This is a genomic window from Dyella sp. RRB7 (assembly GCF_022761115.1).
In the GTDB taxonomy this organism is placed as follows: domain Bacteria; phylum Pseudomonadota; class Gammaproteobacteria; order Xanthomonadales; family Rhodanobacteraceae; genus Dyella.
This window is the reverse complement of the sequence record NZ_JAKWJS010000008.1, coordinates 137,119-162,221: the sequence shown is the minus strand read 5'-3', so window position 1 is coordinate 162,221 and position 25,103 is coordinate 137,119. Positions and strand designations below refer to the sequence as shown.

The following is a 25,103-nucleotide window of genomic DNA, read 5'->3' as shown; positions in this document are numbered from 1 at the left end:
GCAGAAATTGGCCTTGGCTGCTTAGCTCCACTTTTTACGTCCGCTAAAAGCGGGGGGATTACCCAACGACCAAGACTGATTGAGCGTTCCGCCCCTTAAGGTCGCCTGAGAAGCCATACATAGCCAGGAAATACCGGGTATGCGAAACGAGCCAATACACGCGCTATACCAAGCTTTATGCGACCACTGAACATATAACTCGCGGCAAACATCCCAGGATCTGAAAGAATTCGCTGCGTATAATCATCGACATTGAATCGTCGCACTAGGCCACGCAGCCCTCCCAGGCTCCTGTGGCGCTCATAATAGTACTGCCCCTTACCGGACAACCTTAAATACCAGTGTGCCACCGATACCGGAATAATGGACAGGAACGGCAAATGGTAATGCTGCTCCATAACGCAGAATCTGTTCGTAGCTGCAAAGTAGCAAATACCGCCGGGTACGAGCACACGATAGATCTCATCCATCATTTTTGCAGGATCAGGCACGTGCTCATACACCTGCGAACAGATTACTACGTCAAAGCTCGCATCCGGAAAGTCGATGTTCATGGCATCACCGATGCGAAACTCAACGTTATTCGACGTGCAGCGCGCGCGCGCCGTCTCAATAGCGGGGGCATCAATGTCAATGCCGACAACACTCTTCACATGCAGCGCCAAGCATTCATCAATGATGCCAGTCGAACACCCCACGTTGAGCAACCGCACATTGCGCAAGCAATCGCCGAAAGCGTGACCCAACACGGCAGCCATGGTCATTGCCTTCCGTCTGCGCCCCTCCATCGAGTGCATCTCGGAACTGATGTCGGAATAGCCATACTGGTAGCCGCGATCAGTCATCAGGCAAGCCCGGGGTTATTGGAAACGAATTTGCCGTTGAAATCAGCCAATCCATACATATCGCTCAACCCACGGATGACGTGAAAGAATGCCAGGTGCGAAGCAGGCCTTCCGCCAAAGACGTATTGGCCCCCCAACCATAAGCCTGACGCGCCAAACCGCTATCTATCACGATTCGCGTGGCATCGATGGCACGACTGCAGTCGTAACTTCGCCTCAACGGCCTTCCAGCAATGTCCTCCATCACATCAAACAACTCGTTCAATGAGATACCAATCCCACTCGATGCGTTGATGACACGGGTGCCTCTTGGCATGGCCGTCCCTATGATCGCAAGGCATAAAGCGATGAAATCATCAACATACAAATAGTCGCGCACAGCCGAGCCATCGCCCCAAACGCTCAGCGTCTCACCCCGCACCATCTTTCCAAATGCCGTGGGGACAATGCCGAATCCCTTCCGCTCCGGCTGACCAGGCCCATAAAGATTGGAGGGTCGCACTAGTGTGGCTGCGCCGTCATACTGGGCGCACCAAGCTCCGATGAAGCATTCCGATGCTACTTTCCCAGCACCATGGTATGAACGAGGATTCACCGCGAACGTTTCAGTAGCTCCGATCTCGCCCCCCCCCACATATAGACTTCCACCGGAAGACAAATAAAGCATCTCGCTGTGCGGGTATTGTTGCATCGCCTCCAGCAACGCCAGCATGGGACGAAGGTTGCCATCCAATTCCGCCATCGGCTGCCCTGCTGTGCTGCCAGGCGTAGAAGATGTCGCCAAATGCACCACAACTCTACTTCGCGCGACCAACGGAATGAAATCTTGGGAACGACCCAACTCACCGGTGATTTGCTCCACGGCGACATCGCCGAAATCGACTGGGCTTCGAGTGACGGCTATTACGCGCTCGCCACTGCGCACTAACGCGCGCACGAGATGCCGACCGATAAAACCGCCCGCACCCAGAACCAGTATCTCGTTACTCACTCGAATCACACCCTAACAAGCTTCGATAGATACGCGTGTAGCGCTGAGCGCAGTCATCCCACGTTCCAAGATTCTCAATAGCCCACTCCCTTGCCGCTCTGCCATATCGCGCATTGATGTCAACATCCTGGAGGCATTCCAATGCAGCAAGGTAGGTATCCGCCGTATCGCACAGCATGCCAGTCCGCCCATGCGTGACGATGGATGCATGCGCCGGCATGCGGGATGCAATGATAGGTAGTCCAGCCGCCATGGCTTCCAGCATGACTTGCGGACGTCCTTCCGCGTGGCGACTAAGCGTAATCAAGCCACAAGCGCCAGGAAACCATTCTTCAACGAGTTGCTGCGGGGTAGCAGCGCCGTGATAGTGCACCCAGTCCGGTATACTGACCTGCTCCTGCATTGGGCCAAACAAGTGCAACTCATACCCCTGCTGACAAAAGAAATCCTGTGACCATTCGAACAGAGGGCCAAGCTTATCGCCGGTCAGGCGCGTGACGACGAGCCAACGCCTAGGTTCTTGGGCTACCGACTTGCGTTCCATGGCATACCAACATGGATCGATGCCAAATGAAATAGGGATTATTTCGGCAACGCTACCGAAGACAGCCCTAAGAGGCTCGTACATCCATTCGGCATTTGGACAGATAGCGACTTTTCGCTTCCGCATTGTCCGCCGCAGCGCCCACCCCATCAGGGGCAGTCTCAGCAACTTCATGTCGTTACCGAGCACTGCAATCAATGCGGGTTTCCCATTGGCCGGCAGTGGAAGCGCGCATTGCAGCCAATTGACGTGATAGATATCGACTTCAGGGTGGCGTCGATATGCAGCCGCGATCATGCGGGCAAGTTTAAAGGGGGCCAATAGGGTCTTCCATCCCCTGCTCCGCATTAAATGCGAAATGCCTCCAGCCACCATCAACTGGGTCAGCCAGCTTGCCTCATCAGGAGTCATAACTGCCTTGACCGTGCCCGGCAGCTCTCCCGGCGGCGCCCACACACCAAGCGTAATACCCGGCACCCGAGCTAGCGCAGCGACCATGTGTCGTATAAACACACCGCGCCAATCCGATGCATCACTCGGATAAGACGTACTGACCAAAAGGACACGCATCATTCCCCTCAAACTAGTTCACTTGGACACTGACCACCAAGCTGTCACAGTGCGGCACATCCTTATAAAGGTCAAATGACAAACATCCAGTGTCCACACAATAATGTTGCCCCTGATGCATCTAATAACCGCACTTGTCGGAGGCCACGATTCTGACGCCGAAGCTTCATTGCGATTTTCGTGCCTCCGCTGAATGACCGGAGGCCAGCATTTGTCCATCGCCTATCCATCCGAACATCCAGCCAAGAATATTGATCAGAGGAATTGCCGCGACAACCAAAGGGGCGAAAACCAACCGCCAACGCCGCCTGTTCAATGCGTCCATCATGAATTCCCCGCACGCGATTGCGCTCAAAAGCGCAGCAACTTTAAGCCCCCGATTCCTTGGCGTCACATGCTCGGCCTGAAGCCCCGCGCTGGACAGCACTTGAATCAATCCTGGAGCGGTGTAGCGCCGATAATCGTGTGGGGCGTCATGCAATGGGTAGAGGAATGGCATGCTAACCAGAAGCCTTCCTTTCGGTTTGAGAACCCGGCTAATTTCGGTCAACACACGCTCTGCGTCTAAAACGTGCTCGAGCACTTCGAGTAGAAGTACCGTGTCAAAGCTTTCCGATAAGAAAGGAAGGCTTGCTCCATCAGCATAAACTTGCGGCCGCGTCCCATACATGCCGCTAGCGGTAGTGGGATAGTCCAATCCCACGTAATCACAATGCGAGAGAATCTCGCGCGCCCAACCATCAGCGCATCCAATGTCCAATACTCTCCCTTGAGCACGATCGTAAATCCATCGCCTATCGCGCCGCTGATGTCGGAACATGAACCACTGCGGATGCAAGGGACTTTTACGCAGAGGATGTAACCACGCACGAACCCCCTTTGTATTCACACATGCTCCTGGTTACGCGATGAGCTATAGGTAAGCATGCATATCTGCTCGGAAACCAACCCGATGAGAAACACGATAACGCCGGCGCTCCACATCAGAGTGCTTCCATTGGTGAGCCGACCGTTTTGCGTGAACGTCCACGCATAGTTGATACACCCGAGCAGAAAGAACACGACGCTAGCCGGCGCGAACAACTTGAGCGGCGAGTACAACGTCGCAATCTTGAAGATGATCAACAAAAACCGGATGCCATCGCGAATCGGTTTGATGTGACTCTTGCCCACCCGCTGCGCCGCCTTGATCGGCACATAAGCCACCGGGTAGGCACTGCGGAAAAACGCCATGGTGCTGGTAGTCGGGTAGGAAAACCCATTGGGAAGCAGGTGCAGAAACTCGCGAAACTTATCCGCGCGAACAGCACGATAGCCCGATGTCAGATCAGCGACGACATGACCTGTCATCCGAGTCGCCAACCAGTTGTAGATGGTATTGGCGACGCCACGCCCAACGCCAGCCTGGCTTTCCCAGTCGCGCGCGCCGACGACCATGTCGTAGCCTTGATCGAGTTTCTCCAGCAACCGGGCGATATCCGCAGGATCGTGCTGGCCGTCGCCGTCCATAAAGACCAGGATGTCACCGGTGGCGGCACGCGCGCCCCGCTTGATGGCGGCGCCGTTGCCCATCGAGTAGGGTGAGGAAAGACATAGAACGCCGCTGGCCTCGCAGATCGTCCGGGTGTCGTCGGTGGAGCCATCATCAACCACGATGATTTCCGCGTCCGGTTGGGCGGTGCGCAGGCGGGGCAAGAGAGCCTTCAATGCCGCGCCTTCATTTTTCGCTGGCAGGATGATGCTGAGACGGTTCAAAGGGGCATTCCCGGAGTTGACGCGGCATGATAACCCGCAGATAGCGCTGCGGCTGTGGCGCACGGCCTTTTACTGCAACTGGGGCTGTCGACACCCTGCCTGATCGAGATCGCAGGGTTTTGCCCTGCTCCTGCCCCTAGGCAGGGACGATGGCAACCTCAGCGACCGATCAAGGACTGGACGGCATCGATCACCCTCTCGGCATCCTCATCGGACATCGCTGGCGACAACGGTAAGCTGACGGTCTGGCGCCCCAGCCGCATGGCGTGGGGCCATTGCTCCGGGCGCCAGCCAAAGCGTTGCTGGTAGTACGGATGCTCGGGTACCGAAAGGTAGTGCACGCCGGTTCCGATGCGCCCGGCGTTCATGGCTTCCAGGAAGCCGTCGCGGCTGATGCCGCAGCGCTCGACGTCGATCATCACGGTGTAAAGGTGATACCCATGACGCGTATCGGCCTCGGGCAGTGCCGGAAGGCCAATGGGTAGCCCCGCAAAGGCCTCGTCGTAGCGCTGCCACAGCTCGCGCCGACGCGCCCAGTTCTGCTCCACCCGGGCCAGTTGGTGAATGCCGATGGCCGCCTGCAGGTCCATCATGTTGTATTTGAAACCGCACTCCACCACCTGATAGTGCTTGTAACCCTGGTCGCTGAAGCGGTGCCAGGCATCCTTGCTCATGCCATGCAAGGCGAGGATACGGGCACGGGCGATATGCTCTTCATCGCGCCCCAGGATCATGCCGCCCTCCCCCGTCACCACATTCTTGGTGACGTAGAAGCTGTAGCAGCCAAAATCGCCAAAGGTACCGACCGGGCGGCCGTGGTATTCCGTTTCGATGGCATGGGCGCAATCCTCGATCACCATCAGCCCATATTTGTCGGCGATGGCCATAATTCGGTCCATCGCGCAGGGGCGGCCGGCGAAATGAACCGGCAGGATCGCCCGGGTACGCGGGGTGATGGCCGCCTCGATGGCATCGGGGTCGATGTTCTGGGTCACCGGATCCACGTCGGCCAGGACGGGGGTGAGCCCGGCATGCAGGATGGCATTGACCGTGGCGCAAAAGGTCAGCGGCGTGGTGATGACCTCACTGCCTGGCTCCAGCCCAGCCGCCACCATGCTTACGTGCAAGGCCGCCGTGCAGGAGTTGACGGCGGCCACCTGGGAGGGGCTTACGCGCCGCCAGGCGGCGAAATCGCGCTCGAACTGGGCCACGCGGGGCCCGGTGCCCAGCCAGCCCGAACGCAGGCAAGCCTCCACCTCGGCGATCTCAGCCTCCTCGATACGCGGGGCGCCAAAAACCAGGAAAGGGGGCTGGGAATCAGGGTTCGACACGGGCAAGACTTCTGGGTAAAAACGGCCTTTCTATCCCAAGCCCGCCGGAACGTCCATGTCCTTCTTGCCAGGCAGGGCACGCCTGTTGCATGACAATGGGGGCGGGTTTGAGCCTCTGGGGATCTGTGCACCCCATCACCCTCGGAGTCATTCACCGTGATCGCTGCGTGACCAACCCGCCCAACTCGGGTAAATTCCTCGCCAATCAGGGGGCTGAGCCAGTATCGCTATGTCAACGCTAATGCAACCCTCGCTCGCGGGCCTATCAGGCATGGCGCGCAGGTTGGTGTCGGAAGATGTGCTGCCCGAGGCCGACGTGCGCAAGGCGATGGCCGATTCGCTACAGCACAAGACCACCCTCGCCGCCTGGTTGCTGGACCACAACCTGGTCGACAGCGCCCGTCTCACCCGTATCGCCTCGGACGAGTTCGGCATGCCGGTAATGGATGTGAGCGCCTTGGCGCCCACGCAAATGCCGGTGAACCTGATCAGCGAGGCGCTGATCAACAAGCACCATGCGCTGCCTCTGTTCAAGCGCGGCAAGCGGCTGTTTGTCGGCATCGCCGACCCCATGCAGTCGCACGCGCTGGACGAGATCAAGTTCCACTCCAATTGCATGGTGGAGCCGATCCTGGTGGAGCGCGGCCAGCTGCTGCGCACCATCGAGAACGTCCTCACGACGATGAGCAACGCTGTCCCCGACATGGGCGGTGGTGATCTGGACGATCTGGCGCTGGAAAGCGGCGACGAAGAAGCCGAGATGACCGGCATCGACGCCAACGCCAACGACGACGCGCCGGTGGTGAAATTCGTCAACAAGATCCTGGTCGATGCGATCAAGCGCGGTGCATCGGATATCCATTTCGAGCCGTTCGAGACCCAGTACCGGGTCCGCCTGCGCATGGACGGCATGCTGCGCGCGGTGGCCAGCCCGCCAATGAAGCTGGCCTCGCGCATCTCCTCGCGTATCAAGGTAATGTCCGGCCTCGATATCGCCGAGCGCCGCGTGCCTCAGGACGGCCGCATCAAGCTCAACCTGTCCAAGAGCCGCGCGGTGGACTTTCGCGTGAGCACGCTGCCGACGCTGTTCGGCGAGAAGATCGTGCTGCGTATCCTCGACGGTTCGGCCGCCAAGCTCGGCATCGATGCGCTCGGCTATGAAGAGGTGCAAAAGCAGCTCTACCTGGACGCCATCCACAAGCCCTACGGCATGGTGCTGGTGACCGGCCCCACCGGCTCGGGCAAGACGGTGTCGCTGTATACCGCGCTCAATATCCTAAATACCGCCGAACGCAATATCTCGACGGTCGAGGACCCGGTGGAAATCCGCGTCGAGGGCATCAACCAGGTCCAGCAGAACGTGAAGCGCGGCATGACCTTTGCCGCGGCGCTGCGCTCGTTCCTGCGCCAGGACCCGGACGTGATCATGGTCGGCGAAATCCGCGACCTGGAAACCGCCGAGATCGCCATCAAGGCTGCGCAGACCGGCCACATGGTGCTGTCCACCCTGCATACCAACGACGCAGCACAGACCATTTCCCGCCTGATGAACATGGGCATCGCGCCCTACAACATCACCTCGTCGGTAACCCTGATCATTGCGCAGCGCCTCGCGCGCCGTCTCCATGACTGCAAGAAGGCCATGGATCTGCCGCCGCAGACCCTGCTCGCGGCAGGCTTCACCCAGGAAGACATCGACGCCGGCCTTACCGTCTACGAGGCTGTGGGTTGCGATAGCTGCAATGAGGGTTACAAGGGCCGCGTGGGTATCTACCAGGTAATGCCGATGCTGGAAGACATTCAGAAGATCATCCTGCAGGGTGGCAATGCCTTGCAGATCGCCGAGGCCGCTCGCAAGGCTGGCGTGAATGATTTGCGGGCGTCGGCCTTGCTCAAGGTCAAGAAGGGCCTGACTAGCCTGGCGGAGATCGACCGCGTCACCAAGGATTGAGTTGGATGGGAAAACGCCCTGGCCATCCAGATAGGGCGCCCCGTCACATCAAAGTTGCGCCTGGCTCCACGAATTGCTCCAACATAATGATTTACGCTGCAAAAATTCAGGGGGCGCCTTATTTGAGGCAACCCGACCGTACCAGCAGGGGGAATCGCAATGGCCACGGCCACCGCCACCGCTAAAAACGTCAAGTCGCTTGGTGCCCAGCGTGCCGAGGTGAGCAAGCTGACCATGTACGACTGGGTCGCGCTGGACAAGCGCGGCAAGCGTATGAAAGGCGAGATGTCGGCAAAGAATGCCTCGCTCGTCAAGGCCGAGCTGCGCCGGCAAGGCATGAATCCGCAGACGGTGCGCGAGCGCGGCAAGCCGCTGTTCGGCGCCAGCGGCAGCACGGTCAAGCCCCGCGACGTGGCCATCTTCAGTCGCCAGATCGCCACCATGATGGCCTCGGGCGTGCCGATGGTGCAGTCGTTTGAAATCATCGCGGACGGCCAGAAGAACGTCCGCTTCAAGAACATGCTCAACGATGTCAAGCAAGGCATCGAGGGCGGCTCGGCCTTGCATGAGGCGCTGGCCAAGTATCCGGTCCAGTTCGACGAGCTCTACCGCAACCTGGTCCACGCGGGTGAATCGGCGGGTGTGCTCGATACCGTGCTCGATACGGTGGCGACGTACAAGGAGCGCACGGAGAGCATCAAGGCCAAGATCAAGAAGGCCCTGTTCTATCCTGTGATGGTGATGGCAGTGGCTTTCCTGGTCTGCGTCATCATGCTGCTATTCGTGGTGCCGGTCTTCGCGCAGACCTTCAAGGACGCCGGCACCGAGCTGCCGGCGCCCACCCAGGTGGTAGTTGCCGCCTCCGAGTTCATGAAGTCCTACTGGTGGGTGCTTCTCATCGGCATTGCCGGCAGCATCATCGCCCTCGTCATGGGCAAGAAGCGCTCGCCCAAGTTCGCCCATTTTCTTGATCGCGTCATGTTGAAACTGCCGGTCATCGGCAACATCTTGCGGCAGTCCGCTCTGGCCCGTTTCGGACGCACGCTGGGCGTCACCTTCCGCGCGGGCGTGCCGCTGGTGGAAGCGATGGATGCGGTGGCCGGCGCCACGGGCAGCATCGTCTATGGCGATGCCGTGAAACAGATGCGCGACGACGTCGCCGTGGGCCACCAACTGCAGCTGTCGATGCGGCAAACCGGCCTGTTCCCCAACATGATGATCCAGATGGTCGGCATCGGTGAGGAATCGGGCGCGCTGGACCACATGCTGTTCAAGGTGGCCGAATTCTACGAAGAGGAAGTGAACAACGCCGTCGACACGCTTTCCAGCCTGCTTGAACCGCTGATCATGGTGATCCTCGGCGTACTGGTCGGTGGCATGGTGGTAGCGCTGTACCTACCCATCTTCAAGCTCGCCGGCACGGTGTAAGCTCTCGAATCCAAGCCCCTCTCCCTATGGGAGGGGGGCTTTTTTTATAGCCTTTGGAACCGCGCATGTTCGAACTTCCGCTGTGGGCCTGGATCCTTGCTGCTGGCGTGCTTGGCTTGCTGGTGGGCAGCTTTCTCAACGTGGTGATCCTGCGCCTGCCGGAACGGATGAAGGCGGAGTGGCGGCTGGATGCGCTCGACACGCTGGAGATGCAGCCGGATGAGCAGCCGCTGCCGCCCGGCATCGTGCGTGAGCCCTCGCATTGCCCGCATTGCAAGCACCCGCTGTCGGCTCGGGACAATATCCCGTTGTTCGGCTGGCTGCTGCTGGGTGGGCGTTGCCGTTACTGCAAGACGCCCATTTCCATTCAGTACCCGCTGGTCGAACTGCTCAGCGGTGTACTCAGCGCCATCATCGTGTGGAAGTTCGGGCCGACGTGGCCGGCGCTGGCCGGGCTGGTGTTTACCTGGATGCTGATTGCGTTGTCGGGTATCGATTTCCGCACGCAGTATCTGCCCGATCAGCTCAACTACCCGCTGTTGTGGCTGGGCCTGCTGCTCTCCCTGCTACCGATGTTCGTGTTGCCGCCGGCAGCCATCCTTGGCGCCGCCATCGGTTACCTAAGCCTGTGGAGCGTGTACTGGCTGTTCAAGCTGCTCACCGGCAAGGAAGGCATGGGCTATGGCGACTTCAAGCTGCTGGCCGCGCTGGGGGCATGGATGGGGCCGAGCGCGCTGTTGCCGGTGATCCTGCTGTCCTCGCTGATTGGCGCGTTGACCGGCGGTTCGTTGATTCTGTTGCGCAAGCATCAGCGCGACATTCCCATGCCGTTCGGTCCGTTTATCACCGCGGCAGGTTGGGTGTGGTTTGTCGCCGGTGACTGGCTGTGGCTGCACTACGCCCAGCTGACAGGGCTGCGATGAACGCGAAGCGGCATAGCTATGTGGTCGCCTTGACCGGTGGCATCGCCGCTGGCAAAAGCGCCGTATCGCGTCGCTTCGAATCGCTGGGCATCCATGTCTATGACGCCGACGTCGCCGCGCGCGAGGTGATCGCCGCTGGCACGGAAGGATGGCACGCTGTGATCGAGCGCTTCGGCGCCGAAGTGCTCGACGCCAGTGGCCAGCTCGATCGCGCCGCCATGCGCCAGCGCGTTTTCGGTGACGACGAGGCGCGGCGTGCATTGGAGACCATCATCCATCCCCGTGTGCGTGCCTGGCTGCATGAACGCGTGATGGCCGATCGCGGCCCCTACTGCCTGCTGGCGATTCCGTTGCTGGCCGAAAACCTGGGGCACTATCGCTGGGTGGACCGGGTCCTGGTAGTCGATGCCCCCGAAGCCGTCCAGCTCGATCGCCTGGTACGACGCGACGGCATTGATGAAGCCTTGGCGCGACGCATGATCGAACGCCAGGCCAGCCGCACCGAACGACTGACCATCGCCCACGACGTTATCGAAAACAGCGGTGACGAGGCCGAGCTCGATCGGGCCGTCGCCCACCTGCATGCGCGCTATCTGGCACTGGCCGAAGCCAGGGGCTAAGCCCGCGTCACCAGAACCCGCGAATACCGGCCACGCCCTGCCCGCCGGCCTGCCTTGCCACCGACGCATCGGCAGCACGCATGCCGCCCAGCGCGTAGACCGGCACGGCAGCGGCTTCCACCATCGCCTGAAACGCCGGCCAGCCCAAGGGGGCGGCATCCGGGTGGGATGCCGTGGCAGACACCGGCGACAACGTGGCGAAATCGGCCAGCGGCAAGGCACGGGCCAGTTCCGTGTCATCGTGGCAACTGGCCCCGACCCACTGCTGCAGTGGCAACGGCCGTTCATCCAGAGAGGCGAGCTGGCGTGCCTTGAGCTGCACCCCCACGCCCGCACCCAGCATCAACGCCCCCGCTATGTCGCCACTCAGCAACAACTGTGCGCCGCGTGCCCGCGCCAGCGGCAGCAGCCCCGCGGCCAGCTCGCGCACGCGCTCCACTGGCCATAGGGGGAATCGCAACAGCATCAGGCGCTGGCCGTTTTCGATAGCGGTGCCAAGGCGCTGCTGCCAGGCGGCGAACGCCTCGGGCGGCACGTCAGCGGGAGTGATGGGGTAAAGCGACGGCAGCTGCAGCGCGCGCAGGATGGGACGGTCGGCTGGCGTCAGGATGGACAGGTCGACGCTATCTGGCGCGCACCACTGCAACGCCTGCCCTTCCAGCGAATGCGGCTCGCCCTGCCAGTGTCGTATCACCCGGGCATCGAGCAGCAGCGATCGCTCACCATAGCGCCAAGGCACCCGGATCAGCGGCTCGGCGATCACCGCCTCGACGCCCAGCTCCTCGCGCAATTCGCGAACCAGGCCACCCTCGGGGGATTCGCCGGCCTCCAGCTTGCCACCGGGAAACTCCCACAGACCGGCCAGATGCTTGCCCGGTGGCCGCTGCGCCAGCAGCACGCGGCTACGCGCGTCGAGCATGACGCCGGCCATGACGTGCATCGGCTGGTCCAGGCAGGGAGACAACGGCGCAGCGCCCCGTCAGTCGTTGCGGATGTACTCGACCATATCGAAATCGTACGCGTGCTCGGCATCTTTCTTGTGGTGCGTACGCGCCACTTCGGTCCAATCGCTGAAATGCACGCCCGGGAAGAACGTATCGGCGCCATCCACCGCGGCATTGACCCAGGTGAGATACAGGCGCCTGGCGTGCGGCAACGCCTCGGAATACACCTCGCCACCGCCGATCACCATCAGGCCCGTGCCGCCGGCGCGCGCATGCCCTTCGGCCAGGGAGCGCACGGTGACCTGGCCCGGGAACGGCGCTTCATGCTTGCGGCTCAGCACGAGGTTGGTGCGATCCGGCAGCGCGCGCCCCACGGCAACGGCGGTGTTGTAGCCCATCAGCACGTACTTGCCGAGGGTCAGTTGCTTGAACCAGCGCAGGTCGTCCGGCAGGTGCCAGGGAAGCTGTCCCTTACGGCCGATGGCAAAGTTCTCATCCAGCGCGGCGATTAGCGAAATAGCCATGTAAATCCTTGAGTCATCGGCGTCAGGGCGGCTCGCGCCGCCGGCCGACGGCGTCGCGCCGACAGATCTTAACAGGATGCGCCGACGCATCCACGTCCGTTTGATACCTTGCCAATTGCGTTAAACCGCCACTGGCGCCTTGATCGCCCCATGGGGTTCGTAGCCGACGATGGCGACGTCCTCGAAGCGGAAATCGAACAGCGAGCGCACCTGCGGGTTGAGCTGCAACCGGGGCAACGGCCGCGGTTCGCGCGACAGTTGCAGGTGCGCCTGCTCCACATGGTTGTTGTACAAATGGGCGTCGCCCAGCGTATGCACGAAATCGCCCACGTCCAGGTCGCAGACCTGCGCGATCATGTGGGTAAGCAGCGCATAGCTGGCGATATTGAACGGCACGCCCAGGAAGATATCGCCCGAGCGCTGGTACAGCTGGCAACTCAGCTTGCCGTCCGCCACGTAGAACTGGAACAGCGCATGGCACGGCATCAGCGCCATCTTGGGCAGCTCGCCGACGTTCCAGGCGCTTACCACCAGGCGACGCGAATCAGGATTGCGCTTGATCTCGTCCACCACCCAGCGGATCTGGTCCACCACACCGCCATCGGCCGTTGGCCAGGCACGCCACTGCTTGCCGTAGACCGGGCCCAGCTCGCCATGCTCGTCGGCCCATTCGTCCCAGATGCTGACGCCGTGCTGCTTCAGGTACGCCGTGTTGGTGTCGCCCTGCAGGAACCAGATCAGCTCGTGGATGATCGACTTCAGATGCAGCTTCTTGGTGGTGACCAGCGGGAACCCCTTGGACAGGTCAAAGCGCATCTGCCAGCCGAACACGCTGCGCGTGCCGGTGCCGGTGCGATCGGCCTTCTCGGTGCCGTGATCGAGCACATGCTGCAACAGGTCCAGATAGGCACGCATGCGCTTACTCCTTGCCCGGAAGCGAAACCGTGTACGGCCGCAGCGTGGGCGCCTTGCGCGACAGCACCAGCAGCACGATGCCGATGATGATCAACGGCAGCGACTGGATCTGCCCCATGGTCAGCCAGCCCCACGCCAGGTAGCCGAGCTGGGGGTCAGGCACGCGCACGAACTCCACCGCGAAACGGAAGCAGCCATACATCAGCCCGAACAGGCCCGAGATCAGGTAGCGCGGCCGGGGCTTCATCGACACCAGGAACAGCACCGTGAACATGACCACGCCTTCCAGCAACAGCTCGTACAGCTGCGAGGGATGGCGTGGCAGGCGATCGGGCGCGTTGGGAAAGATCATCGCCCAGGGCACGTCCGACGGCTTGCCCCACAACTCGCCATTGATGAAGTTGCCCAGCCGGCCCAGGCCAAGGCCGATCGGCACCATCGGCGCCACGAAATCGATGGTGTCGAAAAAATGCACCCCGTTCCGGCGCGACCACCACAGCCCCGCCACCAGCACGCCAAGCAGGCCCCCGTGGAAGCTCATGCCGCCGTCCCATACGCGGAACAGCGCAAGCGGGTCGGTCCAGATCCAATGGATATCCGCGTAGAACAGCATGTACCAGACGCGCCCGCCAACGATCACACCCATCATCACGTAGAAGGCAAGATCACCCAGCGCTTCGCTGGTAACCGGCAGGCGGCCTTTTCGGCGGCGGTATTCCGCCAGCAGCCATGCGCCCAGAAATCCGCATAGATACATCAGGCCATACCAGTGGATCTGAAGCGGCCCCACGTGGAAGGCAACAGGGTCGAAAGCGACGGTGTAGGGCTGCGTCATGGGCAACTAAGGCGGCAACAAAGCGACAGTGTAACGGGCCACGCCTTGTCAGACATGCCTCCGATGAAAGCATTCCCATCTCGCGCCATGCCCGGGACTGCTCCGGCAGTCATCCCAAACCGGGCGCTTATTTGATCGAAACCCACTGATCAAATGGCTACCACCTGAACGTGACAACCGGCTTGCACCTACACGTCACTTTGTTTTAACTTCGGGATTACATCGCCTGTCCCCCAAGCCCGGCGATGCCACGGCACGGAGGCCCTTCCCCAGGGCGTTACGCGCCATCCCCATATCCAGCTGCCCAGCCCTCGCGCGCTGGCTGATGGCTATTTTTTGTTCGGAGTTCCAACAATGAAGCAAAAGACACTGCTGGCTACTGCCATCGCCGCAGCGCTCGTGCTGCAGACGTGGTCGGTGGCTGCACAGGATGCTGCCCCCGCTCAGGCTGACCAGAGCTCGGCCAAGAGCCTCGAAACCGTTACGGTGACCGGTTCGCGCATTCGCAGCGTGGATGTGGAAACCTCGCAGCCGGTGTTCACCATGGACCGTGCCGCGATCCAGGCCACCGGCCTGACCAACGTCAACGACATCATCGCCCGCATGCCGTCCGCGGGCACTCCGGACATCACCCCGCAGGACACGCTGTCCTCCGGTGCTGACGTCGGCGGCCGCTACGTCAACATCCGCAACCTGGGTTCGAACCGTACCCTGGTGCTGGTCAATGGACGTCGCTGGAGCACCAGCCTCTCGGGCCTGACCGACCTGTCGACCATCCCCGTCTCGATGATCGACCGCATCGACGTCCTCAAGGACGGCGCCTCGTCCATCTATGGCTCCGACGCCATCGGCGGCGTGGTCAACATCATCACCAAGGAAAAGTTCGACGGCGCCGAAGCCAACGTCTACTACGGCCAGAACGGCGAAGGCGACGGCACCACGACCAATTACGACTTCACCTGGGGCCATAGCACCGAGAAGAACTCGCTCATCATCGGCGCCTCGTATCAGAACACCGACCCGATGTGGAACAGCGAGCGTAGCGAGACCAGCTATGCCGATGGCCCGCGTCATCCGGAAGATGGCTTCAGCGGCACCGGCCCGTATGGCCGCATCATCGATCCGCGTGCCGATGGCACGCCGGGCGCGGGCTCCTACAATGCCGCCGGCAAGTGGGTGCCCAATCAGTACGTGATCAATCACGGCGCCACCGACTCCAGCAACCTCGCCAATTACCACTTGTACGATGGCTCCGTTGCTGACTCCTACAACTCGCAGCAGGACATGACCTTCCGTGCGGGTTCGAAGCTGAAGAACCTGTTCGTGCAGGATCGCTACAAGCTGACCGACAACATCACCCTGCACGGCCTGGCCAGCTACAGCACGCGCGATACCTCGTCGCAGCTCGCCGGCTACCCGTTCTCGACGGGCGGTACCGGCGTGGTGCTGAGCGGCGACAACGCCTACAACCCGTTCCCGGGTCAGGACGTGTCGTTCTACCGCCGCACCACCGAGCTGCCGCGTATCACCTGGGGCAACTCCAAGCTGGCCCATATCGACGTCGGCGTGGAAGGCTACTTCCAGTTCCTCGGTCATGACTGGAACTGGGATGCGGGCTATACCTACTCGCAGAACAAGATCCGCCAGGTCGGCTCGGGCAACCTGAACCTTGAAAACGCCCAGAACGCCCTGGGCCCGACCGAAATGCTGAACGGCCAGCTCGTCTGCGCCAACGCCGCCGCACGTGCCGCGGGCTGCGTACCGTGGAACATCCTGGCCGGTCCGGGCGCCACGCCGCAGTCGGTGCTGAACTACATCAACTACATCGAAACCAACCGCCAGACCAGTTCGACCGACGACTACACGGCCAATGTGTCCGGTGGCCTGTTCGATCTGCCGGCCGGTACGGTGAACCTCGCCGTGGGCGTCGAGCATCGTGGCGAAAAGGGCAACTTCCGCCCGGATGCCAATGTCTCGGCCGGCCTGACCACCGACCTCGCGGCAGCCCCGACCAGCGGCGCCTACAACACCAACGAAGCCTACGCCGAGTTGGACGTGCCGCTGCTGCGTGACCTGCCGGGTGCGCAGGAACTCGGCCTGAACGTTGCCAGCCGCTACTCGCACTACAGCAACTTCGGCAGCACCACCAACAACAAGTACAGCTTCCGCTGGCGTCCGTTCGCGGACCTGCTGGTCCGTGGCACCTACGCCGAAGGCTTCCGTGCGCCGACCATCAGCGACCTGTACGGCGGTAGCGGCCAGAGCTTCGAGACCTTCCTGGATCCGTGCGATTCCGTGTTCGGTGCCGCCGCGAACAATGCGGCCGTTGCGCAGCGCTGCGCCACCTCCGGCGTGCCGGCTGGCTATCAGCAGGTCAACAGCACCACCGGCAAGCCGATCACCAACAACAACGGCAGCCAGACCCCGGTTGCGTTCCTGTCTTCCTCGAACGCGAACCTGAAGCCGGAAACGTCGATCACCCGCACGCTGGGCCTGGTCTACAGCCCGCATCAGGTGGAAGGTCTCGACTTCACGGTCGACTACTACAACATCTACGTGAAGAACATCATCACGTCGGTGGACGCACAGGACACGCTGAACTACTGCTACGTCCAGAACGATCCGTCGTTCTGCGGTGACTTCACCCGCTCCCCCACCGCCAATGCCGCTACCGGCCTGGCCGCGGGCTCGGTCGCCACCCTGACGGAAAGCCTGTACAACCTGGGCACCCTGAAGACCGAAGGCTACGACGTCGGTATCCACTACCGCCTGCCGGAAACCTCGTTCGGCCGCTTCCGCATCGCATCGGACAGCACCTACCTGACCAAGTACGAGATCGTCAGCGGTCCGGGCGCGGTCGCCAAGACCCCGGTCGGCTTCATGTATGGCGAAGACGGCATGTATCGCCTGCGTTCGAACCTGCAGGTCGACTGGGACTACAAGCAGTTCGGCGCCAGCTGGACGATCCGTTACTACTCGGGTCTGAAGGACATGTGCTACGACAACATCCCGGGTGAACTGGACGAGTGCAGCTCGCCGAACTACACCAATCCCTGGTGGAGCTACGGCCCGGGCATGAGCCAGAAGGGTTCGGTGGCGTTCAACGACGCCCAGTTCCGTTACACGGCGCCGTGGAAGGGCGTGTTCACCGTCGGCGTGAACAACATCTTCAACAAGAAGGGCCCGTACTACTACTCGGTGACCACCTCGGGCACCGGCAGCTCGCCGTACAACCCGGCGTTCGACATCGACCGTTACTGGTACATCTCGTACAACCAGAAGTTCTAAGCGCGCAAGCGTTTGGCTTTCTGATGGGCGGGCCTTCGGGCCCGCCTTTTTTTATGTGCGCTTTTTTTGCGGCGCAAGCGTCTTACAGCAACACCGGTCGATCAGGCAGCTCGTCCGGCTGATCCTTGTCGTTGCCGGGGAAGTGCCGCAGTAGCAGCGCATGCGCCTCGGCGATGCCATCCAGGCAACCCTCGCGCCACGCCCCCCTGGCAAAACTGCTGAGCATGTGGTCGCGAATCGTGTCCCACTCCTGCCGGCTGACCGCCGCGGCGACGCCGCGGTCGGCCATGATCACCACGCGATGCTCGGCCATCAGCACATAGAACAGTACGCCGCTGTTGTGCTCGGTATCCCACACATGCAGTTGGGCAAATACCTGCCGCGCGCGCGCTTGCGCGTCCAGCCCCTCCAGTACGGCCATCGGTGCCAGGCGTGATTCGATGGCGAAGCAGATTTCGCCACGATGCTCGCGCTCGCCGCTGGCGATGGCCACGGCCATCTCGTCGAGCAGGCTCTTGGGAAAGCGGCGGCGCAGCTGGAACCAGCCGTCGAAGAGGTTCATCAGCAGACGTTGCATACGCGCCATGTCACCAGCTCCCTGATGAACCGCCACCACCGAAACTGCCACCGCCGCCACTGAAACCGCCACCGCCACCCAGGCCGCCGCCGCCAAAACCACCGCCGCCGCCCCAGCCGCCGAAGCCACCCCAGCCACCACCACCAATCGAGCGTCCGGCGCCGGCAGGCAACAACATCAGCACGCCGCCGATCAGGGCACCCATGATGCCCGCCCCCGCCGAAGCGGCGAGCAGCCATAGCAGGCCACCGGTGATCGCCGCGCCCAGCGGCGTACGGAACCACACGGACGAACGACCGAAGATGCCGCGCAGAAAGAAGGCGGCGAAGACGCCGATCAGCAGCACATTGCCGAAATTGAAACCATGCTGCTGATGGTTGGCGCTTTCCACCGGTGGTGGCAGTGCCTCGCCGTTGATCAGCTGCGTCAAGGCCCCGACCGCGTCGCTGATGCCGCCGTAATAGTCATTGGTGCGGAATTTCGGCGCGATGTATTCGCGGGTGATGCGTGCGGTGGCGGCGTCCGGCACCGCCCCCTCCAGCCCGTATCCCACTTCCATGCGCACGCGCCGGTCGTTCTTGGCGATCAGCAGCAGCAGGCCGTCATCCGTGCCCTTGCGGCCGATCTTGTTGGCCTCCGCCACCGCGAGGGAATATTCGGCGATGTCCTGCGGCTGGGTGGTGGGCACCATCAGCACGACCAGCTGGGCGCCTTTGCTTTTTTCCAGCGCCACCAGCTGGGCATCGAGCTGGTCGACCTGTTGCGGCGTAAGCGTGCCGGTAAGGTCGGTGACATGACGCGTGAGCGTCGGCACCGCCACGGTGTGGTCCTGGGCATGCAGCCATGCCAGCGGCAGCAGGGCCACCGCCAGCATCAGCAGCAGGCGCGTGAAGCGCCGGGTCATGTCAGTGTGCCGAGGCGGCAGGCGCCGGCGTGTTGCCGAAATCGACCGTCGGCGCGGTGGAGATGGCCTTCTCGTTTTCCACCGAGAAATTCGGCTTGACCTGGTAGCCGAAGATCTTGGCGGTGAGATTGTTGGGGAAGGTGCGGATCATCGAGTTGTACTGCTGCACGGCCTGCACATAACGATTGCGGGCCACGGTGATGCGGTTCTCGGTGCCTTCCAGCTGCGCCTGCAGGTTCTGGAACAGCCCGTCCGCCTTGAGCTGCGGATAGTTCTCGCTGACCACCATCAGGCGCGACAGCGCGCTGGACAGCTCACCCTGCGCCGCCTGGAACTGCTGCAGCTTCTGCGGGTTGTTCAAGTCGTCGGTGGACAGCTGCATGCTGCCCACCTTGGCGCGCGCGTTGGTCACCTCGGTAAGCACCCGCTCCTCGTGCTGGGCATAGCCCTTCACCGTATTGACCAGGTTGGGCACCAGGTCGGCGCGCCGCTGGTACTGGTTGAGCACTTCGGACCAGGCTGCCTTGACGGCCTCATCCTGGCGCTGGATGGCGTTATAGCCGCAGCCTGAGAGGCCAGTAACGACCAGCAGCAATGCAAGCGCGCGAAGGAATTTCATGGGGGTGCTCCGATCCGGTGGATGCACCATTGCAGCATCCCGCCGTGACCGGCGCAATGCGGCTCCCGTCAATCTAGGGAAACAGGCGGGGCGCCAGGATCAGGCCCCAGCTCAGCGCCGTCATCATCAGCAGCAGGAAGACCGCCGCCGAGCCCATGTCCTTGGCCCGGCCGGCCAGCTCGTGAAATTCCGGGCTGACCTTGTCCACCACCGCCTCCACCGCCGAATTGAGCAGCTCGGCCGACAGCACCAGCACGGGCGGCAGCACCAGGGCGATCTTTTCCAGCGGGCCGTTGCCCAGCCAAAGCCCCAGCGGCACCAGCACCACCGCCAGGCAGACCTCCAGCCGGAACGACGCCTCGTGGCGCCAGCCGGCGCGCAACCCCTTCATGGACCACCTGAAGGCATTCCATATCTGTCTGGGCCCGCGAAAACCGTTGGCGGCCATGGTGTCGTCGTCCTCTTGAGCCTGCGGCACAGCCGCGCCCGCAAGCGCGGGCAACAAGCCGGCAATGATGCCACAGCCGGCGGGATCGCAGGTTCCTGCGTGCGGCGGTGCAATGCCGCCTGAATGACGGATGGGTTACCCTTCGGGCCTTTGTGACCCGGTTCCGGGTTGCGCGAGCCGGCCGCCCCGCGGTCGTTGTATGAAAACGTGTACGGACAATTGAATGGCAATCCAGAATCCACCGGTCTCCCAGACCCGCTCGTTCAGCACCGTCTTCCTGATCGAGATGTGGGAGCGATTCGGCTTCTACGGCATGCAGGTGTTGATGGTCACCTACATGATGAAGAAGCTCGGCTTTGTCGATAGCAAGGCCAACCTGGTTTGGGGCGCGGCCGCCGCGCTCATCTACGCCACGCCCGCCATCGGCGGCTGGGTGGGCGACAAGCTTATCGGCACACGCCGCACCATGGTCACCGGCGCCGTCGTGCTCGCGCTCGGCTACGCGATGCTGTGGATTCCGTCCAACAACCCGACACTGCTGTACACCGCGCTGGGCGTGATCATCGTGGGCAACGGCTTCTTCAAGCCCAATGCCGGCAACCTCGTGCGCAAGATCTACGAGGGCGACGACGTGCGCATCGACAGCGCCTTCACCATCTACTACATGGCGGTGAACATCGGCTCGATGGTCTCGATGACGGCGACGCCGTGGATCCGCAACTACGTGGGCGAGCACTACGGTGACGCGATGGGCTGGCACACCGCGTTCGGCGCCTGCGCCGTGGGCCTGGCGCTGGGCCTGATCAACTACTCGCTGATGCATCGCACGCTGGCGCACATCGGCTCGCCGTCCGACGAACAGCCCGTGCAGGGCAAGCGCGTGCTCGCCCTGGTGGCCGCATCGCTGGTGCTGGTCGCGGTGGCCGCCTTCATCCTGCAAAGCCTGCTGGCGGCGAAGATCTGCGTGTACCTGGCCGGCCTGGTGATCCTGGGCATCTTCGCCCACCTGATCCGCGGCGCCGAGAAAAGCGAGCGCGCCGGCCTGATCGCCGCGCTGGTACTCACCGTGCAGACGATCTTCTTCTTCATCTTCTATGCGCAGATGGCGACCTCGCTGAACCTGTTCGCGCAGAAGAACGTGAACCTCTCGTTCGACGTGTTTGGCACTCACCTGTTCAACTGGATCCCCGAGCAGTACCAGAACCTCAACGCGATCTGGATCGTGATCCTCAGCCCCGTGCTGGTGCTCATCTACAACTCGCTGGGTCGCCTCGGCAAGGATCCGTCCGTCGCCTTCAAGTTCGCACTGGGCTTTGGCGCCGTGGCATTGGGCTTCTTCATGTACGGCTTTGGCGCGATCAACGCCGTCGACGGCCAGGTGTCGTCGTGGACGATGGTGTGGGGCTATGGCCTGTACTCACTGGGCGAACTGCTGGTAAGCGGCCTGGGCCTGGCCATGATCGCCCGCTACGTGCCGGCGCGCATGGGCGGCTTCATGATGGGCGCCTACTACGTGGCCGTGGGCATTTCGCAATACCTGGGCAGCGTGGTGGCCAACCTCGCCGCCATGCCGGAGAACATCAGCAACCCGGTCGAGTCGCTGAACATCTACATCAGCCTGTTCAACAAGCTCGGCTTCGTGGGCATCGCCTGCACGCTCGTCGCCGTGGTGATGCTGCCGCTGATGAGCCGCCTGTCGCGCAGCCACGCCGAAGCGCACACGCCGCTGCCGGCCGTGCATAGCGAAGAGGCTTGATGCTTCACCGCCCTCTCCCCTTCGGGGGAGAGGCTGGGGTCGAAGGGGCGGTCTTGCGATAAAGCTTTATTCGAAGGCCGCCTTGTTGCAGCCTTGTCGCGAGCATCCGCCCCTCACCTCGCTCCTCTCCCCCTGGGGAGAGGAAGGGAAGCCCATGAAACGCCCCACCTCCCAGCAACGCATCGGCCCTCGCACCCTTTTCCGCAGCCTGGCCTGGCTGCGCATCTGCGCCATCGCCGGACAGAGCGCCGCCGTGCTGGTCTGTGCGCTGTGGATGAGGCTGGACATACCGCTGCTGCCCTTGCTGGTGGGCATCGGCCTGCTGGCCGTGTTCGCCGTGTTTGCCGCCTGGCGGCTGGCCCAGCCCTGGCCGATACGGCAATGGGAAACCATCCTGCACGTGGCGGTGGACACGCTGATCCTGGGCTATCTGCTGCATTTCACCGGTGGCGCCAGCAACCCCTTCATCACGCTGCTGCTGGTGCCCATTGCCCTCAGTGCGGCGGCGCTGTCGGTGGGCGCGGTGTTCGCCGTGGCGGCGCTGGTGGGCGTGGCCTATCTCATCTTGCTGTTCTGGTATGTGCCGCTGCCAACGCCCATGCAGGGCACCACCGCCAGCGGCTTTTCGCTGCACGTGCTGGGCATGGGCGTGAATTTCGTGATCATGGCGCTGCTGCTGGCATTCTTCATCAATCGGCTGGCGCGCGCGGTGCGCCTGCAGCAGCTGGAAATCCAGCGCGTGCGCGAGCGCGGCCTGCGCGACGAGGGCATTCTGGCCATTGCCACGCAAGCCGCTGGCGCGGCGCACGAGCTCAATACGCCGCTGTCGACCATGCGCACGCTGCTGCCCGAAATCCGGCGCGAACATGCGGGCGACGCACCGCTGGCGGAGGATCTCGCGCTGCTGGAGGGCCAGGTGGATCGCTGCCGCACCATCCTTCGCGAGATGGTCGCCTTCGGCAAGGCACAGCTTTCGCAGGTGCCGGAACAGCTCACGCTGGCCAGCTTCATCCATGGCTGCCTGGAGCGCTTCCAGCTGCTGCGTCCGGAAGCAGACCTGCAACTCAGCATGAGTGAGGACGACGCACGCACGCTGCTGCGCACGCCCCGTGGCCTGCGGCATGCCCTGATCAACCTGCTCAACAACGCCGTGGATGCGTCCGCCGTGAACGGCTCGCAGGCCGTCGCGCTGACGGCCCGATGCGACCAGGGCTGGCTGGAACTGATCGTGCGCGACTATGGCCCGGGCTTTACCGTAACCGGCGAGCCGGCGGCGCTGGGCCAGTCCCTCAAGCAGACCGGGCTGGGCATTGGACTGGCCCTGGCCGAAGCCACCGCTGAACGGCTGGAAGGCGAACTGACCGCCGACAACACCGACAACGGCGCACAGATGAGTCTGCGCCTGCCCCTGGCGGTCATCGCGGCGCCATAATCACCTGCGGCAGATAGCCACAGGGATGCATGGACGCATGTGCATGCGTTGCCGCATCCGGAACAATGGGCGCATTCGGCCACAGGCCGGTGGAGAACTACATGAGCGACCAGCAACTCCTGATCATCGATGACGACGCCACCTTTGCCCGCGTGCTTGCACGCGCCTTGGGCTCGCGCGGCTTCGAGGTGATCACCGCCAGCAACGCCGACGAGGCCCGCGCCCTGACCCGTCGGCACCAGCCTCGCTATTGCGTGCTCGACCTGAAGCTGGGCGAGGAAAACGGCCTGCGGCTGATCCCGGAACTGCAGGCGCTGGTTCCGGAAATCCGCGTGCTGCTGCTCACCGGCTACGCGTCGATCGCTACCGCCGTGGAAGCGATCAAGCGTGGCGCCCACGACTACCTGTCCAAGCCCGTGGACGCCGACGCCGTGGTGCGCGCCCTGCTCGATGGCGACACCAATGCAGGCGACGACGAACTCATCGACGCCCCGGAAGCGCCCCTGGCGCTGCGGCGCCTGGAATGGGAGCACATCCAGCGCGTGCTTACCGAGTGCGACGGCAATATCTCCGAAACGGCACGCCGCCTCGGCATGCATCGCCGTACGCTGCAGCGCAAGCTGAGCAAGCATCCGGTGCGGGAACGGCCCGATAGCGAAGATTGACCCGCATCGTGCCGCGGGTCGCGCCCAAACGGCCCGCTCAAGTCGATTCGTCAGGGTTGCCCTGACGAATCGGCCGCCGCCGGCAGCGGATCGGCCGTGCCGTCGTTCTCATCACCGTAGATGGCTACGTGTGGCACGCCGTCCGCGCCGATCCAGCCCCGGTACATGCCATCGGTGTTGAAAGGCATGGCCACATTGCCGTCGCCATCCAGGGCGATGGCGCCGCCGTTGCCGCCCATCGACGGAATTTCCTGGTTGATCACTTCGGCCGCCGCGCGCTTGAGCGGCACACGCATCTGCGTCACGCGCATGCAGATCTCGTGCGCGGCCACGGTACGAATGTAGTACTCGCCCCAGCCGGTGCCCGACACCGCACAGCCGGCATTGGCATAGGTGCCAGCACCGATGATAGGCGAGTCGCCCACCCTGCCCCAGCGCTTGTCGGTCATGCCACCGGTGGAAGTGCCTGCGGCAAGATGACCTTGCGCATCCAGCGCCACCGCGCCGACCGTACCGAAGTGCTTGGCCGTCTCTACGTCCGAATGCTTCGCGTGATCGGCATCTTCCTTCAATGCCTTCTGCAACTGCTGCCAGCGCTCCTCGGTGCGGAAATAGGCCGGGTCGACCAGTTCGATGCCCACCGACTTGGCGAACTCTTCCGCACCATCGCCCACCAGCATCACATGCTGCGACTTTTCCATCACCGCGCGGGCCAGCAGGATCGGATTCTTCACGCGATGCACACCAGCGACCGCGCCGGCCTCCAGCGTCGAACCATCCATGATGGCGGCGTCCAGCTCGTTCTTGCCGTCATGGGTGAACACCGAGCCCTTGCCTGCGTTGAAGTTCGGATCGTCCTCCAGCACGGTGATCGCCGCGGCGACCGCATCGACCGCCGTCTTGCCCGCCTTCAGCTGCGCGTAGCCGTTCTGCAGGGCCTGGGCGAGTGCGGCGCGCACGGCCTTCTCCTTGGCCGGGCTCATCTCGCGCTTGATCACGCCCGCACCGCCGTGGATGACCAGTATCGGCGAGGCGGCATGGCTCACGGATGCGATTCCCAACACCGCAATCGCGGCGAAAAGACGGCACAGCTTCACTGACGATACTCCCCGGGGCACTGGCACCGAGTATAGCCAGCCGCCCGACCATGCTCATCCGGATGGTGGCATCCAGATGGGCCTCTCAGACCTTCGTACAGCACGAGCCGCCGCCAATCCGTCGTATCCTTGGCAGCTGGC

Annotated in this window: 23 protein-coding genes; 8 read left to right on the top strand and 15 right to left on the bottom strand. The window is 62.6% G+C overall.

Annotated elements, in window-relative coordinates:
• Nucleotides 1-95 precede the first annotated feature (95 nt).
• The 6 genes from MJ606_RS16970 to MJ606_RS16945 all read right to left on the bottom strand — a co-directional run bounded on the left by MJ606_RS16970 (nt 96) and on the right by MJ606_RS16945 (nt 6,036).
• Complete coding sequence (locus tag MJ606_RS16970; RefSeq protein ID WP_243050730.1) at nt 96-845, bottom strand: class I SAM-dependent methyltransferase; 750 nt, start codon at nt 843-845, stop codon at nt 96-98.
• Nucleotides 846-909: 64 nt separating this feature from the next.
• Nucleotides 910-1,836, bottom strand: a complete 927-nt coding sequence (locus MJ606_RS16965) for an NAD-dependent epimerase/dehydratase family protein (RefSeq protein ID WP_243050729.1) — start codon at nt 1,834-1,836, stop codon at nt 910-912.
• Entirely contained in the window at nt 1,829-2,791 is a 963-nt protein-coding gene (locus MJ606_RS16960) for a glycosyltransferase family 4 protein (protein ID WP_243050728.1), read from the bottom strand. Before MJ606_RS16960 ends, MJ606_RS16965 begins: the two co-directional genes overlap by 8 nt.
• Before the next feature lie 325 nt (nt 2,792-3,116).
• Nucleotides 3,117-3,770 carry a methyltransferase domain-containing protein gene (locus tag MJ606_RS18430; protein ID WP_343214828.1) on the bottom strand — a complete coding sequence of 218 codons (654 nt, stop codon included), beginning with the start codon at nt 3,768-3,770 and terminating at the stop codon, nt 3,117-3,119.
• Between the two features lie 65 nt (nt 3,771-3,835).
• The gene (locus tag MJ606_RS16950; RefSeq protein WP_243050726.1) at nt 3,836-4,705 is read right to left on the bottom strand and encodes a glycosyltransferase family 2 protein; all 870 of its coding nucleotides are present in this window, start codon (nt 4,703-4,705) and stop codon (nt 3,836-3,838) included.
• 158 nt (nt 4,706-4,863) lie between these two features.
• The gene (locus tag MJ606_RS16945) at nt 4,864-6,036 is read right to left on the bottom strand and encodes a DegT/DnrJ/EryC1/StrS family aminotransferase (protein ID WP_243050725.1); all 1,173 of its coding nucleotides are present in this window, start codon (nt 6,034-6,036) and stop codon (nt 4,864-4,866) included.
• Between the two features lie 229 nt (nt 6,037-6,265).
• Between MJ606_RS16945 and pilB the strand changes: the two genes are divergently transcribed.
• The 4 genes from pilB to coaE all read left to right on the top strand — a co-directional run bounded on the left by pilB (nt 6,266) and on the right by coaE (nt 10,958).
• On the top strand, nt 6,266-7,987 hold the full coding sequence (gene pilB / locus MJ606_RS16940) for a type IV-A pilus assembly ATPase PilB (RefSeq protein WP_243050724.1): 1,722 nt from the start codon (nt 6,266-6,268) through the stop codon (nt 7,985-7,987).
• Nucleotides 7,988-8,146: 159 nt separating this feature from the next.
• Nucleotides 8,147-9,415, top strand: coding sequence for a type II secretion system F family protein (locus MJ606_RS16935; RefSeq protein WP_243050723.1), 1,269 nt, complete (start codon nt 8,147-8,149; stop codon nt 9,413-9,415).
• Nucleotides 9,416-9,480: 65 nt separating this feature from the next.
• The gene (locus MJ606_RS16930) at nt 9,481-10,338 is read left to right on the top strand and encodes an A24 family peptidase (protein WP_243050722.1); all 858 of its coding nucleotides are present in this window, start codon (nt 9,481-9,483) and stop codon (nt 10,336-10,338) included.
• A complete protein-coding gene (coaE, locus tag MJ606_RS16925; RefSeq protein WP_243050721.1) occupies nt 10,335-10,958 on the top strand; it encodes a dephospho-CoA kinase in 624 nt (207 codons plus the stop codon). Before MJ606_RS16930 ends, coaE begins: the two co-directional genes overlap by 4 nt.
• Before the next feature lie 7 nt (nt 10,959-10,965).
• Here coaE and MJ606_RS16920 read toward each other — a convergent pair whose 3' ends face one another.
• From MJ606_RS16920 to lgt, 4 genes are all read right to left on the bottom strand, one after another.
• The gene (locus tag MJ606_RS16920; protein ID WP_243050720.1) at nt 10,966-11,898 is read right to left on the bottom strand and encodes a Nudix family hydrolase; all 933 of its coding nucleotides are present in this window, start codon (nt 11,896-11,898) and stop codon (nt 10,966-10,968) included.
• 39 nt (nt 11,899-11,937) lie between these two features.
• The gene (locus MJ606_RS16915; protein WP_243050719.1) at nt 11,938-12,426 is read right to left on the bottom strand and encodes a dihydrofolate reductase; all 489 of its coding nucleotides are present in this window, start codon (nt 12,424-12,426) and stop codon (nt 11,938-11,940) included.
• A 120-nt stretch (nt 12,427-12,546) separates the two neighbouring features.
• On the bottom strand, nt 12,547-13,341 hold the full coding sequence (locus tag MJ606_RS16910; RefSeq protein ID WP_243050718.1) for a thymidylate synthase: 795 nt from the start codon (nt 13,339-13,341) through the stop codon (nt 12,547-12,549).
• A 4-nt stretch (nt 13,342-13,345) separates the two neighbouring features.
• Nucleotides 13,346-14,176 (bottom strand): prolipoprotein diacylglyceryl transferase, encoded by an 831-nt coding sequence (gene lgt, locus MJ606_RS16905; protein ID WP_243050717.1) that lies wholly within the window; start codon nt 14,174-14,176, stop codon nt 13,346-13,348.
• Between the two features lie 354 nt (nt 14,177-14,530).
• Here lgt and MJ606_RS16900 point away from each other — a divergent pair, with 354 nt between their 5' ends.
• Nucleotides 14,531-17,464 carry a TonB-dependent receptor gene (locus tag MJ606_RS16900; RefSeq protein ID WP_243050716.1) on the top strand — a complete coding sequence of 978 codons (2,934 nt, stop codon included), beginning with the start codon at nt 14,531-14,533 and terminating at the stop codon, nt 17,462-17,464.
• 82 nt (nt 17,465-17,546) lie between these two features.
• Here MJ606_RS16900 and MJ606_RS16895 read toward each other — a convergent pair whose 3' ends face one another.
• The 4 genes from MJ606_RS16895 to MJ606_RS16880 form a co-directional block, all read right to left on the bottom strand.
• Complete coding sequence (locus MJ606_RS16895; protein ID WP_243050715.1) at nt 17,547-18,050, bottom strand: TPM domain-containing protein; 504 nt, start codon at nt 18,048-18,050, stop codon at nt 17,547-17,549.
• 1 nt (nt 18,051) lies between these two features.
• A complete protein-coding gene (locus MJ606_RS16890) occupies nt 18,052-18,945 on the bottom strand; it encodes a TPM domain-containing protein (RefSeq protein ID WP_243050714.1) in 894 nt (297 codons plus the stop codon).
• 1 nt (nt 18,946) lies between these two features.
• Nucleotides 18,947-19,564, bottom strand: a complete 618-nt coding sequence (locus tag MJ606_RS16885; RefSeq protein ID WP_243050713.1) for a LemA family protein — start codon at nt 19,562-19,564, stop codon at nt 18,947-18,949.
• Nucleotides 19,565-19,637: 73 nt separating this feature from the next.
• Nucleotides 19,638-20,012, bottom strand: coding sequence for a diacylglycerol kinase (locus tag MJ606_RS16880; RefSeq protein ID WP_243050739.1), 375 nt, complete (start codon nt 20,010-20,012; stop codon nt 19,638-19,640).
• A 223-nt stretch (nt 20,013-20,235) separates the two neighbouring features.
• Between MJ606_RS16880 and MJ606_RS16875 the strand changes: the two genes are divergently transcribed.
• From MJ606_RS16875 to MJ606_RS16865, 3 genes are all read left to right on the top strand, one after another.
• On the top strand, nt 20,236-21,768 hold the full coding sequence (locus MJ606_RS16875; RefSeq protein WP_243050712.1) for an oligopeptide:H+ symporter: 1,533 nt from the start codon (nt 20,236-20,238) through the stop codon (nt 21,766-21,768).
• A gap of 154 nt (nt 21,769-21,922) precedes the next feature.
• Complete coding sequence (locus MJ606_RS16870) at nt 21,923-23,200, top strand: ATP-binding protein (protein WP_243050711.1); 1,278 nt, start codon at nt 21,923-21,925, stop codon at nt 23,198-23,200.
• A gap of 101 nt (nt 23,201-23,301) precedes the next feature.
• A complete protein-coding gene (locus tag MJ606_RS16865) occupies nt 23,302-23,865 on the top strand; it encodes a response regulator transcription factor (RefSeq protein ID WP_243050710.1) in 564 nt (187 codons plus the stop codon).
• A 50-nt stretch (nt 23,866-23,915) separates the two neighbouring features.
• Here the strand turns inward: MJ606_RS16865 and MJ606_RS16860 are convergent, their stop codons facing one another.
• Nucleotides 23,916-24,962: an isoaspartyl peptidase/L-asparaginase gene (locus MJ606_RS16860; protein ID WP_243050709.1), complete on the bottom strand. Its 1,047-nt coding sequence runs from the start codon at nt 24,960-24,962 to the stop codon at nt 23,916-23,918.
• Nucleotides 24,963-25,103 lie beyond the last annotated feature (141 nt).

Excerpts from the sequence above, each read along its gene's own strand:
- MJ606_RS16970 (WP_243050730.1), bottom strand. The coding sequence starts at position 845 with ATGACTGATCGCGGCTACCAGTATGGCTATTCCGACATCAGTTCCGAG.
- MJ606_RS16960 (WP_243050728.1), bottom strand. The coding sequence starts at position 2,791 with ATGACTCCTGATGAGGCAAGCTGGCTGACCCAGTTGATGGTGGCTGGA.
- MJ606_RS18430 (WP_343214828.1), bottom strand. The coding sequence starts at position 3,770 with ATGTTCCGACATCAGCGGCGCGATAGGCGATGGATTTACGATCGTGCT.
- pilB (WP_243050724.1), top strand. The coding sequence starts at position 6,266 with ATGTCAACGCTAATGCAACCCTCGCTCGCGGGCCTATCAGGCATGGCG.
- MJ606_RS16935 (WP_243050723.1), top strand. The coding sequence starts at position 8,147 with ATGGCCACGGCCACCGCCACCGCTAAAAACGTCAAGTCGCTTGGTGCC.
- MJ606_RS16930 (WP_243050722.1), top strand. The coding sequence starts at position 9,481 with ATGTTCGAACTTCCGCTGTGGGCCTGGATCCTTGCTGCTGGCGTGCTT.
- coaE (WP_243050721.1), top strand. The coding sequence starts at position 10,335 with ATGAACGCGAAGCGGCATAGCTATGTGGTCGCCTTGACCGGTGGCATC.
- MJ606_RS16920 (WP_243050720.1), bottom strand. The coding sequence starts at position 11,898 with ATGCACGTCATGGCCGGCGTCATGCTCGACGCGCGTAGCCGCGTGCTG.
- MJ606_RS16915 (WP_243050719.1), bottom strand. The coding sequence starts at position 12,426 with ATGGCTATTTCGCTAATCGCCGCGCTGGATGAGAACTTTGCCATCGGC.
- MJ606_RS16910 (WP_243050718.1), bottom strand. The coding sequence starts at position 13,341 with ATGCGTGCCTATCTGGACCTGTTGCAGCATGTGCTCGATCACGGCACC.
- lgt (WP_243050717.1), bottom strand. The coding sequence starts at position 14,176 with ATGACGCAGCCCTACACCGTCGCTTTCGACCCTGTTGCCTTCCACGTG.
- MJ606_RS16900 (WP_243050716.1), top strand. The coding sequence starts at position 14,531 with ATGAAGCAAAAGACACTGCTGGCTACTGCCATCGCCGCAGCGCTCGTG.
- MJ606_RS16895 (WP_243050715.1), bottom strand. The coding sequence starts at position 18,050 with ATGGCGCGTATGCAACGTCTGCTGATGAACCTCTTCGACGGCTGGTTC.
- MJ606_RS16890 (WP_243050714.1), bottom strand. The coding sequence starts at position 18,945 with ATGACCCGGCGCTTCACGCGCCTGCTGCTGATGCTGGCGGTGGCCCTG.
- MJ606_RS16885 (WP_243050713.1), bottom strand. The coding sequence starts at position 19,564 with ATGAAATTCCTTCGCGCGCTTGCATTGCTGCTGGTCGTTACTGGCCTC.
- MJ606_RS16880 (WP_243050739.1), bottom strand. The coding sequence starts at position 20,012 with ATGGCCGCCAACGGTTTTCGCGGGCCCAGACAGATATGGAATGCCTTC.
- MJ606_RS16875 (WP_243050712.1), top strand. The coding sequence starts at position 20,236 with ATGGCAATCCAGAATCCACCGGTCTCCCAGACCCGCTCGTTCAGCACC.
- MJ606_RS16870 (WP_243050711.1), top strand. The coding sequence starts at position 21,923 with ATGAAACGCCCCACCTCCCAGCAACGCATCGGCCCTCGCACCCTTTTC.
- MJ606_RS16865 (WP_243050710.1), top strand. The coding sequence starts at position 23,302 with ATGAGCGACCAGCAACTCCTGATCATCGATGACGACGCCACCTTTGCC.